Here is a 13,674-nt window from a genome sequence, read left to right on the forward strand (position 1 = left end):
CACGTATGGGGAAGAGTCCATCTGGGCCTACATCTGCACTTACATGCAATATGGTCTCGATGCTGTTTCACCTGCCCCACACAATGAAGATCACAACCTTCTCCTCTGGTATCAGTTCGCCAAGCGTCTGGGAGCAGAGGTCAAGTGGCCAGAGGCGATAGACCGCGAATCCCGCACCGCCCCTGAGCCCTCCACCGACTCACAGGCCACGAACAAAGTGACACCCTGAACACCTTTCGCGGTGTAGAGTACCTCCCACAACAACGCCAACAGGAGGCTGGCAATGACCGTGACGCTCTCCCCGCTGCACATCGACTGCGATTTCGACTCCGGCAACATCCTGGTCCTGGACGCCAGCAACCCTGCACACGTCCACCTGAACATCCGCAAGGACAGCCACAGCGACCACTTCCAGTGGTTCCACTTCAAGGCCAGCGGCCTGACCCCGGGCCAGGTCCATCGCTTCAGCCTGGACAACGCCCATGAGTCCTCCTACAAGAACGCCTGGACCGGCTACCACGCCGTGGCCTCCTACGACCAGCAGACCTGGTTCCGCGTGCCCAGCCAGTTCGACGGCAAGGCCCTGAGCTTCGACTTCAAGGCTGAACAGGCGCAGGCCTGGTTCGCCTATTTCGAGCCCTACCCGCGCGCGCGCCACAACCAGCTGATCGAGCGCGCCAAGCAGATCCCGGGCGTCGAACTGCTGGCCAGCGGGCGCAGCGTGCAGGGGCGGGACATTCCGCTGCTGCGCGCGGGCGACGGCGCAACCGGCAAGCGCAAGCTGTGGATCATCGCCCAGCAGCACCCGGGCGAGCACATGGCTGAATGGTTCATGGAAGGCGTGATCGACGCCCTCGAAGCCAACGGCCCGGTCATCCAGCAACTGCTGGCCAAGGCCGACCTGTACCTGATCCCCAACATGAACCCGGACGGCGCCTTCCTCGGCCACCTGCGCACCAACTTCAAGGGCAAGGACCTCAACCGCGCCTGGCAGGACGCCAGCGTCGAACTGAGCCCCGAGGTGTTCTTCGCCCAGAGCCAGATGAAGCTGCATGGCGTGGACGCATTCATCGACGCCCATGGCGACGAGGAGATCCCCCATGTGTTCACCGCAGCCTGCGAGGGCAACCCCGGCTACACGCCGCGCATCGCCGAACTGGAAGAACAGTTCCGCAGCACCCTGTGCAGCCTGACCCGGGACTTCCAGACGAAGTACGGCTACACCCGCGACGAGCCGGGCCAGGCCAACATGACTCTGGCCTGCAATGCCGTGGGCCAGGCCCATGACTGCCTGTCGCTGACCCTGGAGATGCCGTTCAAGGACCACGACGATGCGCCGAATCCGCGTACCGGTTGGTCGGGAGAGCGGTCGAAAGCGTTGGCCGGCGCCGTGCTGGCGACGCTGTTGAAGATGGTCGACGACCTGCGCTAAGTAACGCGATCCCGTGTAGGAGCGGTCTCGCGCCGCGAAAGGGCTGCAAAGCAGCCCCAACAATATCTGCCGCGACGCTGAGATCCTGGGGCTGCTCCGCAGCCCTTTCGCGGCGCAAGGCCGCTCCTACATGAGAATTGTGCACGACAGGCAGCATGACTCAGAACTGCACATCCAAGATCACGTTATCGGTATAAGTCGCCGCCGGCGGCGTGGCCTGGTCGGTGTAGACCTTGGCGTTGTAGTTGAACACCTGGCTCCCGGTCCCGGTCCCCGCCCCGGGGTTCACCTCGGCATCGCTGCTCGAGCGCCGCGCCGCGCCCACCGAGCCCCAGCGCACCACGCCGGCGCTCTTGAAGATATCGTAGGCCAGGTAGTTGTTGGCGCTGGACTTCATCCGCCGCCGCCCGCCCGAGACATTCTGCCCGTCATCCAGCCCCACCGTGTAGTTGCTGCCCTTGGTGCACGACACGCTCACGCTCTGGTTCACCGTGCCGAATCCGGCCACCACCGGCGCGCTGGCGAAGCTGATGTTGGGCGTGGTGATCTGGCAGTCGTTGGTCACCGTAAGGCTGACCAGCAGGGTTTGGTTACCGCTGCCGATGTCACGCCCCAGGCAAATGTTGCCGATACCGATACCCGAGCAGTAGTTCCAGCTCCAGGCGATGTTCAGGGTTTCCTGGTACAGGCCGGCGGCGACGTTGGCGCCGACCACGGTCTTCAGGTACAGCGGCACGGCCTTGGGCGTGGGGCCGTTGAGCAGGCCCAGGGCATCGATGATGCCGTTGCGGGCGAAGTCGAACTGCACGCCACGGCTGATCGGGTAGCTGGTGGTGTTGTCGGCGTAGAGCGTATAGGGAATCACATCGCCGGTCGGCCCCACCAACCCACTGCTGGACGACGTGAAGGTGGCATAGAAATGGTCATTGCTGGTCAACAGCGACAACAGCGAGCCGGTGCACTGCAGGCCTGCATTGGTGGTCGAGGCACTCTGCACCGTGGTGCGCACCAGCGTCGAGTTGACCGAGCCGAAGGCCGCCGGCGCGGTGGCTACCGATGAGCACAACGCCCAGGCCGCGCCCGGCAGTGACAGCAGGCCCGCCAGGCATCCGCGGATCAACCGGTTCATCGGCACACCAACGGCCCGATAAGTGGGATCGGCCCCTGCCCTTCAGGCAGGTCGAACGCCACCTGGCACGGTCCGCCATCGGCCTTGTCCACCTGCAGGCGATTGTGCGGCGCCAGGTTCTCCAGGTAGACCAGCCCATCCCACCCCACCACCGCCTCGCCACCACTTTCCTGATGGCGAACCCGGCTGCCCAGCTTGAGCTCCTGCTGGTCAGCATCGACCAGCACCAGGCTCGCCGCCAGCACACGCTTGAGCGGGAACTCCAGCAGGTAGCCACTGCCACGGCGCACCGCCACCCGCTGCTCCACCTGTGGCGCCAGCACATCGGCGGGCAGGTCCATCGGGTCGATCTCGTACTTGCCGCGGTAGTAGCCGCTGCTGTACGGCACCAACAGGTGGCCGTTGCGGTCGGTGCGGCCGATCTGCTGGTTCTCGTAGCGCACCGGCACGTCGGCATACCCGCTGGTGCTGACCACCACGAAGGCGTCGTCGATGCGGTTGGCGGCGAACAGGCCCGCATCCATCAGCACCAGCGAGCCACTGGCATCGGCCCAACGGGTCATCTCGCCGCTGCTGCCGTAGGCGCCCACCTGCAGCTGCACCGACTGCAGGCGCCAGGTCAGGTCGGCCTGGCGGTAGTCGTCGCGGTTGCCACCAGTGGCGTAGCCCAAGTTGTAACCCACCCCGCCGCCCACCGGCACCGCCTGGCTGTAGTTGACCCGCTGCAGGTCCTGGCCGTCCTTGCTGCGCTCGGCGCTGAAGGCCAGGGTGCCGCGCAGGTCGAAGGGGATCACCAGCTGCGCCTGCACCGCCCACTGGCTGTCACCGACCTCGCGGTTGGCCGACAGGTACAGGCTGCTGTTGCGCCAAAGTGGCTTGCTCCAGCTCAGGTTAATCAGCCGCGTGCGCGTGCCGTCGCCGGCGCGCACGTCGAAATAGCCGGCACCAAGGCTGCCATAGCGGTCCAGGTTGAGGCTCAGGGTGGCCTGCTCGCTGCGCTGGCTCAGGCGGGTGAAGGGGCTGTCGACCAGCGACAGGTCGGCGTAGTCGCCGTGGCGCTGCACGCGCTGGTAGTTGAAGCCGATGCGCCGGCTGTTGTACTGGTAGCCCAGCGCCACCTGCTGGCCCGTATCGCCTTCGAAACGGCTCTGGGTCAGCGCCGCGTTGAGCACGCCGAAGGTACCCAGGCGCAGGTTGCCGCCCAGGCCGCCGAGCATCATCGACTCGGCGCTCTCGGCATGGGTTTCCAGGGTGAAGTAGTCGGACACCCCGTGGCGCAATGTCGCCGAGGCCACGCCCGGGCCATAGGCGAAGTCGCGCACGGCATAGTCGCGGCGCAGGCTGCCGGCGGCCACCGAGAAGTCCGACAGCCCCTTGGCCAGCAGGCTGCTGGTGACATAGAACGGCAAGGTGGTCGACACCTGGCGGCCAAGGGCGTCGGTGGTCACCACCACCGCCTCGCCGGCGCCGTTGATGAACGGCACGTTGGTCAGGGTGTAGGGGCCCGGCTGCAGCTCGGTGCTGCTGCTCTTGTAGCCGTTGATGAACAGGTCCAACGAGGTCGGCACGGCGGCTTCGCCGGCAAAGGCCGGCAGCGGATAGGTGACCAGGTCGGGACGGGCGCCGAAGTCGCGGGACAGTTGCAGGCCCCCCACCCGCACCGAGGTGGTCCAGGGCAGCGCACCGGTCACCAGGTCGCCCGCCTCATAGGTGAGCAGGCGCTGCTCGTCGGTGTAGCGGAAGGTGGTGTCGTAGCGCAGGAAACCCTGGCGGCCCTGGGCCTGGGCACCATTGAACGACTGGCGCCACTGCCCGGTGGTGGAAAAGGTGCCCCAGTCGTCGAACAGGCGCAGCTCGTTCCAGGCGGCCAGGTAGCTGCCGCCCTCATCGGTGTCGTTGAGGTAGGCGTCGTAGTTGAGCAAGGCGCCGAAGCTGCTGCGGGCGTCGCTGGCCGGGTACAGGTTGCGCTCGCCGACCTGCTGGTCGGGCAGCCAGGCCGGCGGCACCTGCAGCAACAGGCGCTGGTTCTGGCTGTCGTAGTCGCTGTGCAGGCCGGGGATCTCGTCCAGAGCCACTTCGCCCTGGGGCTCGCCCGGCAGCCTGATGCCCGCCTCGCGCAACACCTCGCTGGCCAGGTACAGGCGCCCGGCGCGCTGCTGCACCGCCACCAGCTCAGCCTTGGCCACCTGGTTCACCTGCAGGTCGAGGTACAGCGTGGCGTCGGCGATGGCGGCCTGTTCCGAGGGCGGCGGCGGCAGCTCGTCGGCCACGCCCAGGCCGGGTCCCAGCACCGCCAGGCCCAGCCACAACCGGTGCGTTGCCACCCGCACCCAGCTCACACACGACTTCCAACCATGACCGGGTCCTCCCTGGCCCCTGTGATCCATTCAAGCGCAAGTCACTGCCCCTGTTTGATGGCCTGTGCCACCTCCTGACCGTTGACCCGCCCCTTGAGCACGCTGGCCGCGCCCGGCGCGGCCGGTGCCGGCCAGCGCATGCTGGCTCCAGGCAGCACGTAGCCGAGCAGTCCCTCGACCAGCGGCCGGTCCTGGCCAGCCTGCTGCAGTACCACGTCGGTCAGCCGCGCATGCACCGGCCCCGTGTTGCGCAGCTCGACATAGGGCTTGCCCTGCACCGTCACCGCGCGCCAGCTCAACTGCGGCTTGCCCACGCCTTCGACGCTGCGCCTGCCGTCCGGGTCGGGCTTGCCCCACAGTCCCTCGCCGTAGACGAACAGCGGCACCGAGTAGCGCATCTGCAGACGGATCGCCGCCTTCGGCCCTTCGCTGGCGGCATCGGCCGGCAGCGGCGAAGGGATCTCGTCGATGATGATGCGGTAGGCCTGCTCCTGACCTGCGGGCGAGCTGCCGGTGCGGGTCAGGCGAATCAGCTGCTTCTGCCCCGGCGCGATAGTGGCCACCGGCGGGCTGCCGATGATCTCGCGCTGGGCCTGGAACTGCTCCTGGTACTCGCCCTGGCGCCAGGCGAATACCCGCACCTGCAGGCTGGTCGGCGCCGAGCCGCGGTTCTCCAGCCACAGCGCGCCGGCCTTCTGGTCGGCCTCCAGCACCGGGTCGATCGGCCAGATCAGCACCGAAGTGGCCGCGAAGGCCGATGCGCAACTGGCCAACAGCAGCAGCCCGATGATCCCACGCGCCCGTTTCGCGCCTGCCCCCATGCCCCTCTCCTTCTCGGTTATCCGCAGTGGCCTTTCACCAGGTCACCGTCACTTGCACGACATCGGTATAGGTCCCGGCCGGCAGGGTGCCGGTCAGGGTGGTACGGCCATAGACCGGCAGCTTGATCGCCGTCGGGTCGCTGTAGCTCACCGCCACGCTGCTGCCGATGCCCAGGCTCTGGCTGAACGCGGCGTCGCGGTACAGCTGGTAGGCCAGTAGCTGCGTGCCCCCCGAACGCTTGAGGTTGCGCGTGCCGCTGGCGCTGTTCTGGCCGCCGTCCAGGCTCATGCTCAGGGCCACGCCGGGGGTGCACTGGAAGGTCACCGTGCTGCCGCCAAGCGAGGTGCTCAGGGTGGCGGTGGACAGCGCCGAGCTGGTGCCATAGTCGAGCACGCCGTAGGCCGTCACGCCGCCGACCACCAGGCAGCCGGCGACGATCTGCGCCGTCACCTGGAAGGTGCTGGTGGTGACCGCGTGGGCACCCTGGGTCAGCGCCAGGCACAGCCCGACGGCCAGCAGCCGCGCCGTGCCCGGCATGGCTCAGAAACTCAGCTCGACCGCCACCGTGTCGGTGTACACCCCGGCCGGCAAGCCGGCCTTGCCGCGGGCCTGGCCGTACAGGTTGACGGTCTGCGCCACGCCGGTGCTGGTCGGCAGGGTGATGGTGCCGTCGATCGCCAGCAGCTGAGTGTGCCCGGCGTCGGTGTAGAAGTCGTAGGGCACGAAATTGCCCGCGCCATCGGCCAGGGCCCGGGTGCCCCCGGCGGACTGAGTGTCATGGGTGCCGGCTCGCACCTTGATCGTCGGCACCGTGCCTGCCGAGCAGAGAATGCTCATGGCCCCGCCGCCGCCACCGAGCACCTGGCCATTGGCGGTGGTGAACAGCGAGTCCTGGGTGCCGAAGTTGAGGCTGCCGAAGTTGAGCCCCGAGGTGCCGCCGCTGCCGTTGACCTGGCAGGCGGCGGTCAGCGTCAGGGTCGAGCTGATGGTGCCGGTCACGGTGGCGGCCTGGGCCTGGGCGGCCAGGGCCAGGCCAAGGCCGGCGAAGATGCAGCGGGTGAGGTGCTTGGGCATAGGAATCTCCTTGCGTGTTACCAGTCCAGGGTCACCCTGAGGGTGTCGCGATACAGCCCGGCGGGCAGCGCGCGCGGTTGCGCGACCACCACGCCATAGATGGGCACGGGCACCTGCTGGGTGCCACTGATGGTGAAGGTACGGGCCTGGCCGATGCCGTAGCGGCTGTTGCCACCCGGGTCGATGGCCAGTTGATAGGGAATGAGTTCGCGGCCGTTGCTCAGGCGGCGCACGCCGTCGCCGCCGTTCTGCCCGCCGTTGATGCGCACGCTGAAGGCACGCACCTGGGGCGAGCAGCTGATCTGCAGGCTGCCCTCGCCGCCGGCCTCGTCGACCCGGCTGGTCAGCGGCTGGTCCCAGGTCGGCCCGCGTGCGCCGAAGTCCATCAGGCCGGGGTTGCCCAGGGCGGCCGGCTGCGGGTCGCTGCTGATCTGGCAGGCGGCGCTGATCACCAGGCGTGCCTGGATGAAGCCGGTGGTGGTGCCGTGGGCCGCGCCACTGGGCAGCAGCAGCGGGCCGAGGGTCAGCAGCAGGATCGAACCACGGTGCAACGCGTCCATGAGCATGCAGCCTCCCTACCAGGTGACCGTGACTTTGAGCAGGTCGGCGTACAGCCCGGCGCGGGGCGCCCAGGCCAGCTTGTCGATCCGTGCGTAGAGGGGCAGCTCCACCGAGCCGCTGTCCGGCACCCGCGCCGATTGCGCCACGTCCACCGCCAGCGGCTGGCGCCAGGCGGCGTCACGGTACAGGCGGTAGGGAATTGGTCGGGCCTGGGCATCGGGGCTGGCGAGGTAGCGCACTTCGCCGACGCCGCCGTGCTGGCCGCCATCGACACGCACCTGGTACGGGGTGTCCGGGTTGCACTCCAGGCGTGGCGGGCGTTGGGCGAGCAGCACGCCACTGGCCGGCGCGCCCGGGCCGTCCAGGCGTGTCACGCTGCCCAGGTCGATGCGCCCCAGCGCCTGCGGGCCGGCCTCGCGCTGCTGGGTGACCAGCATGCAGCCTCGCTGCACGCGCACCTGCACTTCAACGAGAAAATCCGCTGCCATGGCGTTGCCACTCAACCACAGGCCCAACAGCATGGCCACTAAGCGCTCCGTCACCGGTCGATCCTTGTGCGTATGGGTTGAGTTTGAGCGTAGCAGCGCGATTAGATCCGGGCCGGGGAAGGCCTACCCCTCTTTGGCATTAATTAAAAGGGCGGAGTGGGAAGCCAGGCCAGTGCACAGGCGCCCCGGAAATTTCCCGACCCGGCAACGAAACCCTGGCGCCCATAACCTTTCAAATAACCAGACCCCGGCAAAGCGGCCGCCATTCTGATACCGTTCACCAGCAACATCCTGTGCATACGCATGGCCCATGCGTGGACGGACCCTACAGGAGAGTCCCGTGACGACCGACACGACCTCGCTCGACCAGGCAATCGAGCGCTGTGCCCAGGAGCCGATCCAGATTCCGGGCAGCATTCAGCCCCAGGGTTTCCTGCTGGTGCTGGACGAGAGCGACCTGCACGTGCTGCAGGCCAGCGAAAACGCCGAGCGCTGGCTGGGCGTGCCGGCCCGTGCCCTGACCGGCCAGGCTTTCGCCGAACTGGTCGGCGAAGGCTTCGACCTGCGCCAACAGTTGGCGAACCTGCCCGACGATGAAATCTTCCCGTTTCACATCGGCGATGCGCGCCTGCACCAAGGCGCCCCCTGGCCGGCCGCACTGCGGGTGCTGGCCCACCGTCACGACCAGGTGCTGATCCTCGAGTTCGAACCTCATCGCGAGCCGCCGGGCAACACCGGCAAGGACGACTACTACCCCCTGGTGCGCGCCTTCGTCAGCACCCTGCACCAGGTCACCCGGATCGACGAGCTGTTGCAGCAGTCGGTGCGGCAGATCAAGCGCATCACCGGCTTCGGCCGGGTCAAGGCCTACCGCTTCGACAGCGAGGGCACCGGCACGGTCCTGGCCGAGGACGCCGACCCCGGCTACCCCAGCTACCTGGGCCTGTGCTTCCCGGCCTCGGACATCCCGCGCCAGGCCCGCGAGCTGTACCGGGTCAACCGTATCAGGGTGATCGAGGACGCCAACTACCAGCCCTCGCCCCTGGTGCCGGCCGCCAACCCGCGCACCGGCAAGGCCCTGGACATGAGCTTCGCCGCGCTGCGCAGCGTCTCGCCGGTGCACCTGCAGTACATGCGCAACATGGGCACCCTGTCCTCGATGTCACTGTCCATCGTGGTCAACGACCGGCTCTGGGGGCTGGTCTCCTGCCATCACGAGCAGCCGCGCCCAGTGGACTTCAAGACCCGCACCGCCTGCGAGCTGCTGGCCAACGTGCTGTCGCTGCAGATCGAGGCCATCGAGTCGCACGACAGCACCCGCCAGTTGCTCGACCTGCGCCAGCGCATCGTGCGCATGCTCGCCGCCATGGCCGACCACGACAGCGTCAGCGACGGGCTGCTGGCCCTGCCCGAGGTGATGCTGCAGTTCGCCGGGGCCACGGGCGCGGCGATCATCAGCGCCGAGCGCTGCGACCTGATCGGCGCCACGCCGCCGGCGGCGCAGGTCAACGCCTTGGCGCACTGGCTGGCACAGCGTGGCGGCGACACGGTGTTCCATACCGACAACGTGCGGCGCGACGTCGACGAACTGCCGGAGCTGGCCCGGCATGCCGCCGGCGTGCTGGCGGTGGCGATCTCGCAGATCCATTCGCACTACCTGCTGTGGTTCCGCCCCGAGCAGGCCCACACGGTGAACTGGGCCGGCCGCCCGGAAAAGACCGTGGCGCCCCAGGGCAATCTCAACCCAAGGCACAGCTTCGAGCGCTGGCAGGAGGAAGTGCGCGGTTTCAGCGCGCCCTGGGATCCGCTGGTCATCGAAGGCGTGCAGGAACTGCGCGGCGCGGTGCTCGGCATCGTCCTGCGCAAGGCCGAGGAAATGGCGCAGCTGGCCGGCGAGCTGAGGCGCTCGAACAAGGAGCTCGAAGCGTTCTCCTACAGCGTGTCACACGACCTGCGCGCACCACTGCGGCACATCGCCGGCTATAGCGAACTGCTCGGCGAGATCGAGGGCGCGCAGCTGTCCGAGCGCGGCAAGCGCTTCCTCGGTCATATCGAGGACGCCGCGCAGTTCGCCGGCACCCTGGTGGACAACCTGCTGAACTTCTCGCAGATGGGCCGCTCGGCGCTGCGCCTGTCCGATGTCGACCTCAACACCTTGATCGATGCCATTCGCGCCGAGATGGCCCCGGACTACGCGGGCCGCGCCATCGTCTGGGAAATCGCCGAACTGCCCAAGGTGATCGCCGACCCGGCCTTCATCAACATGGTCCTGCACAACCTGATCGCCAACGCCATCAAGTACACCCGTGGCCGCGACCCGGCGCGCATCCAGATCGCCGCCGTGCGTCACCGGCACGAGATCGAGTTCCTGGTGCGCGACAACGGCGTGGGCTTCGACATGGCCTACGTCGACAAGCTGTTCGGCGTGTTCCAGCGCCTACACCGCATGGAAGAGTTCGAGGGCACCGGCATCGGCCTGGCCAGCGTGCGACGGATCATCGAGCGCCACGATGGCCGGGTCTGGGCCGAGGGCCGCATCGACCAGGGCGCCAGCTTCCATTTCACCCTTCCCCTCCACCCCACGTCTGCCTGAGGCCGGACAACATGCTCAAACCCATCCTGCTGGTCGAAGACAACCCAAGGGACCTCGAACTGACGCTGCTCGCCCTGGAGCGTAGCCAGCTGGCCAACGAGGTCATCGTCGTGCGCGACGGCGCCGATGCGCTGGATTACCTGTTGCGACGCAACGCCTATGCTGGACGCGACGACGGCAACCCCGCGGTGATGCTGCTGGACCTCAAGCTGCCCAAGGTCGATGGCCTGGAAGTGCTCAAGGTGGTGCGCGATACCGCCGAACTGCGCAGCATTCCCATCGTCATGCTGACCTCCTCGCGGGAGGGCCCCGACCTGCGCCGGGCCTATGAGCTGGGAGTCAACGCCTACGTGGTCAAACCGGTGGAGTTCAAGGAGTTCGTCACCGCCATCTCCGACCTCGGCATGTTCTGGGCTGTACTCAACGAACCACCACCCGGTTCGTTGCGCCTGAACCGACGCGGCAGCAATTGAGGCGAGCACGATGCAGCACACCCCGTTGAAGCTGTTGATGGTCGAAGACAGCGCCATGGATGCCGAGCTGATCCTGGTGCGCCTGGAGCGCAGCGGGCTGCAGGTGCAGTCGCGGCTTGTGTTCGACCATGTCGGCGCCGAGCACGCCCTGCGCGAAGCCACCTATGACCTGATCCTGTGCGACTGCGTGCTGCCAGGCTCCTCTGGCGCCGACGTGCTGGCCACCGCCCAGCGCATCGCCCCGCACATTCCGTTCATCTTCCTCTCGGGCATTTACGGCGAGGAACACGCGGTGGAGATGATCCGCCTAGGCGCCACCGACTACGTGCTGAAGAAGAACCTGCCGCTGCTGCCCAAGGCGGTGCGCCGGGCACTGACCGAGGTGCAGGAGCGCCAGCGACGGCGCCGCGCCGAGGAGGCCCTGGCCCAGGCCGAGGCGCGCGCGCGCATCGCCATCGACGCCGCTGGCATGGGCACCTGGGACTACCATCCGCAGGACGGGCAGATGGTCTGGGACGATCGCTGCAAGATGCTGTTCGGGCTGCCCAGCGACACGCGAATGAACCTCGAGTTGTTTTACGCTGGCATCCATCCCGAAGACCTGCCGCGCGTGCGCGACAACGTGGAGCAGGCCATGCGCCCGGACAGCGACGGCCACTACCGCGCCGAGTTCCGCATCGCCCCGGCCGGTGCGCTGGAGCCGCGCTGGCTGCTGTCCACCGGCCAGACCCAGTTCGTCGACGGCCTGTGCGTGCGTTTTTCCGGCGTGCTGCAGGACATCCACCAGCAACGCCAGGCCACCCAGGCGCTGGAGCAGCTCAACGAGATGCTCGGCGAGCGGGTCGAGCGCCGCACCCGCGAGCGTGACCGAGCCTGGGAACTGTCCCAGGACCTGCTGGCAGTACTCAACAAGGACCTGACTCCCGTGGCGCTGAACCCGGCGTGGGAGACAGCGCTGGGCTTCCCTCGCGAGCGCCTGGCGCAGATCTCGCTGCTGCATCTGCTGCCGGAGGCCGACCAGGAAAGCTTCCTCACCGAACTGGCCACGCTGTCCCAGGGACGCACCAGCGCCCGTTTCGTCGGCCGCATCCTGCATGCCGAAGGCCAGCAGCGCTGGCTGTCGTGGGTGGTGGTGGCGGACGACAACCTGCTGCACGTGGTCGCCCGCGACATCTCCAGCGAACGCGAGGCGGTGCTGGACCTGGCCGAGGCCAACGAGCGCCTGCGCGAGCAGATTACCGAGCGAGAACGCATCGAGGCCGCGCTGCAGCAGATGCAGCGCCTGGAAGCGGTCGGCCAGCTCACCGCCGGGGTGGCGCACGATTTCAACAACCTGCTGACGGTGATTCTCACCGGCGCCAGTTTCCTGCAGAGCGACCTGGACAAAGGATTGCTGGAAAAAGCCCACAATCGCCTGCAGCACATCCGCGAGGCCGGCGAACGTGGGGCCAAGCTGACCGCCCAGTTGCTGGCGTTCTCCCGCAAGCAACGACTGGAACCGGTGCCGCTGAACCTCAACCGCACCCTCGCAGGGCTGGAGGAACTGCTGCGTCGCACCCTGGGCGGCAGCATCACCGTGCGCCTGGAACTGGACGCCGGCCTGTGGCAGGCGCTGACCGACCCGACCCAGACCGAGATGATCATCCTCAACCTGGCGATCAACGCCCGCGACGCCATGCCCGAGGGGGGCCAACTGACCCTGGCCACCCGCAACACCCGGGTCAACACCCGCCCACAACGCCCGGAAGAGCCGGAGCCCGGCGAATACGTGGTGCTGAGCATCCGCGACAGCGGCTGCGGCATGAGCGAGGAGGTGCTGGCCAAGGCGTTCGAACCGTTTTTCACCACCAAGGATATCGGCAAGGGCTCGGGTCTGGGGCTGGCCCAGGTGTTCGGCTTCGCCAAGCAATCCGGCGGCGGCGTGCGCATCGACACGACGCCGGGCCGCGGCACCCTGGTCAGTGTCTACCTGCCGGCGGTCAAGGCGCGCGCCGATACCTTGAGCGCAGGCCCGGACGAGCTGCGTCCGCTGTCCGGCCAGGGCACGGACCTGCGCATCCTGCTGGTGGACGACGACCATCTGGTGCGCGAAATGATCGGCGACCTGCTGCGCCGCCAAGGCTACGAGGTGCGCCAGGCGGATAGCGGCAAGCAGGCCATGGCGCTGCTCGACGAGCACATCGACCTGCTGCTTACCGATTTCGCCATGCCCGAGTTCAACGGCGCGCAGTTGGCCCTGGCGGCCCGCGAGCGCTACCCACGGCTGCCCGTGGTGTTCCTCACCGGCTACGCGCAGTTGCAAGGGCTGGAGTTGCCGGGGTGCCAGGTGCTGCAGAAACCGGTGCACGAGCACGCCCTCGCCCAGGCGCTGGCCGAGTTGCTGGATAACCGGTAGGCAGAAACGAAAAAATCGCCGAAAGGCGATTTGGGGAAATGGTATAGCTTGAAAATGGCAGGGGCGGCTGGATTCGAACCAACGCATGGCAGGATCAAAACCTGCTGCCTTACCGCTTGGCGACGCCCCTGTATCGGATCTGGCAAGTGACTGATTCACCGCCTCACTGACAACCCCTCGCAGCTCCGTGTGTTGCTGCTCGGGAATGGCCGGCACTTTAACAACCTTTTTTCGAGGTGGGAAGCTTTTTTTAAAAAAAATTACAGAAAAACAGCAAGTTAGTTATGCCCGCCCGATTTTGTGGGGTTTCTGCCGGCCCTATCGCGGGGCAAGCCCGCTCCCACGCGGGG

11 protein-coding genes, 1 tRNA gene and 1 pseudogene are annotated in these 13,674 nt (G+C 67.4%); 5 read left to right on the forward strand and 8 right to left on the reverse strand.

The window, feature by feature from the left end; genetic code table 11:
• Positions 1–229, forward strand: a pseudogene (locus V0R62_RS26180) (DUF6708 domain-containing protein); the annotation flags it as partial.
• Positions 230–283: 54 nt separating this feature from the next.
• On the forward strand, positions 284–1,432 hold the full coding sequence (locus V0R62_RS26185) for a M14 family metallopeptidase (RefSeq protein WP_330105765.1): 1,149 nt from the start codon (positions 284–286) through the stop codon (positions 1,430–1,432).
• A gap of 160 nt (positions 1,433–1,592) precedes the next feature.
• On the opposite strand, the gene V0R62_RS26190 is transcribed toward V0R62_RS26185, so the two are convergent.
• Genes V0R62_RS26190 through V0R62_RS26220 form a run of 7 tightly spaced genes read right to left on the reverse strand, consistent with a single transcriptional unit; the run spans position 1,593 to position 7,917 of the window.
• Positions 1,593–2,561, reverse strand: coding sequence for a Csu type fimbrial protein (locus V0R62_RS26190; protein WP_330105766.1), 969 nt, complete (start codon positions 2,559–2,561; stop codon positions 1,593–1,595).
• Entirely contained in the window at positions 2,558–4,948 is a 2,391-nt protein-coding gene (locus V0R62_RS26195) for a fimbria/pilus outer membrane usher protein (protein ID WP_408005741.1), read from the reverse strand. The genes V0R62_RS26190 and V0R62_RS26195 overlap by 4 nt, the downstream gene beginning before the upstream one ends.
• A gap of 11 nt (positions 4,949–4,959) precedes the next feature.
• On the reverse strand, positions 4,960–5,739 hold the full coding sequence (locus V0R62_RS26200) for a fimbrial biogenesis chaperone (protein WP_330105767.1): 780 nt from the start codon (positions 5,737–5,739) through the stop codon (positions 4,960–4,962).
• A gap of 34 nt (positions 5,740–5,773) precedes the next feature.
• Positions 5,774–6,277 carry a Csu type fimbrial protein gene (locus V0R62_RS26205; RefSeq protein WP_186713543.1) on the reverse strand — a complete coding sequence of 168 codons (504 nt, stop codon included), beginning with the start codon at positions 6,275–6,277 and terminating at the stop codon, positions 5,774–5,776.
• A gap of 3 nt (positions 6,278–6,280) precedes the next feature.
• Entirely contained in the window at positions 6,281–6,814 is a 534-nt protein-coding gene (locus V0R62_RS26210; RefSeq protein ID WP_330105768.1) for a Csu type fimbrial protein, read from the reverse strand.
• 17 nt (positions 6,815–6,831) lie between these two features.
• Entirely contained in the window at positions 6,832–7,365 is a 534-nt protein-coding gene (locus tag V0R62_RS26215; protein WP_330105773.1) for a Csu type fimbrial protein, read from the reverse strand.
• Between the two features lie 24 nt (positions 7,366–7,389).
• Positions 7,390–7,917 carry a Csu type fimbrial protein gene (locus V0R62_RS26220; RefSeq protein ID WP_330105769.1) on the reverse strand — a complete coding sequence of 176 codons (528 nt, stop codon included), beginning with the start codon at positions 7,915–7,917 and terminating at the stop codon, positions 7,390–7,392.
• A 256-nt stretch (positions 7,918–8,173) separates the two neighbouring features.
• Here V0R62_RS26220 and V0R62_RS26225 point away from each other — a divergent pair, with 256 nt between their 5' ends.
• The 3 genes from V0R62_RS26225 to V0R62_RS26235 are packed head-to-tail and all read left to right on the forward strand — an operon-like array spanning position 8,174 to position 13,324.
• Positions 8,174–10,456, forward strand: a complete 2,283-nt coding sequence (locus V0R62_RS26225; RefSeq protein WP_330105770.1) for an ATP-binding protein — start codon at positions 8,174–8,176, stop codon at positions 10,454–10,456.
• Between the two features lie 11 nt (positions 10,457–10,467).
• Positions 10,468–10,929 (forward strand): response regulator, encoded by a 462-nt coding sequence (locus V0R62_RS26230; protein WP_186734315.1) that lies wholly within the window; start codon positions 10,468–10,470, stop codon positions 10,927–10,929.
• Between the two features lie 10 nt (positions 10,930–10,939).
• Entirely contained in the window at positions 10,940–13,324 is a 2,385-nt protein-coding gene (locus tag V0R62_RS26235) for a hybrid sensor histidine kinase/response regulator (protein WP_330105771.1), read from the forward strand.
• 55 nt (positions 13,325–13,379) lie between these two features.
• Here V0R62_RS26235 and V0R62_RS26240 read toward each other — a convergent pair.
• A tRNA-Gln gene (locus tag V0R62_RS26240) sits at positions 13,380–13,454 on the reverse strand.
• Positions 13,455–13,674: the final 220 nt, after the last annotated feature.

This window comes from Pseudomonas carassii, from assembly GCF_036324045.1.
In the GTDB taxonomy this organism is placed as follows: Bacteria; Pseudomonadota; Gammaproteobacteria; order Pseudomonadales; family Pseudomonadaceae; genus Aquipseudomonas; species Aquipseudomonas peradeniyensis.

Excerpts from the sequence above, each read along its gene's own strand:
- V0R62_RS26185 (WP_330105765.1), top strand. The coding sequence starts at position 284 with ATGACCGTGACGCTCTCCCCGCTGCACATCGACTGCGATTTCGACTCC.
- V0R62_RS26190 (WP_330105766.1), bottom strand. The coding sequence starts at position 2,561 with ATGAACCGGTTGATCCGCGGATGCCTGGCGGGCCTGCTGTCACTGCCG.
- V0R62_RS26195 (WP_408005741.1), bottom strand. The coding sequence starts at position 4,948 with ATGGATCACAGGGGCCAGGGAGGACCCGGTCATGGTTGGAAGTCGTGT.
- V0R62_RS26200 (WP_330105767.1), bottom strand. The coding sequence starts at position 5,739 with ATGGGGGCAGGCGCGAAACGGGCGCGTGGGATCATCGGGCTGCTGCTG.
- V0R62_RS26205 (WP_186713543.1), bottom strand. The coding sequence starts at position 6,277 with ATGCCGGGCACGGCGCGGCTGCTGGCCGTCGGGCTGTGCCTGGCGCTG.
- V0R62_RS26210 (WP_330105768.1), bottom strand. The coding sequence starts at position 6,814 with ATGCCCAAGCACCTCACCCGCTGCATCTTCGCCGGCCTTGGCCTGGCC.
- V0R62_RS26225 (WP_330105770.1), top strand. The coding sequence starts at position 8,174 with ATGCGTGGACGGACCCTACAGGAGAGTCCCGTGACGACCGACACGACC.
- V0R62_RS26230 (WP_186734315.1), top strand. The coding sequence starts at position 10,468 with ATGCTCAAACCCATCCTGCTGGTCGAAGACAACCCAAGGGACCTCGAA.
- V0R62_RS26235 (WP_330105771.1), top strand. The coding sequence starts at position 10,940 with ATGCAGCACACCCCGTTGAAGCTGTTGATGGTCGAAGACAGCGCCATG.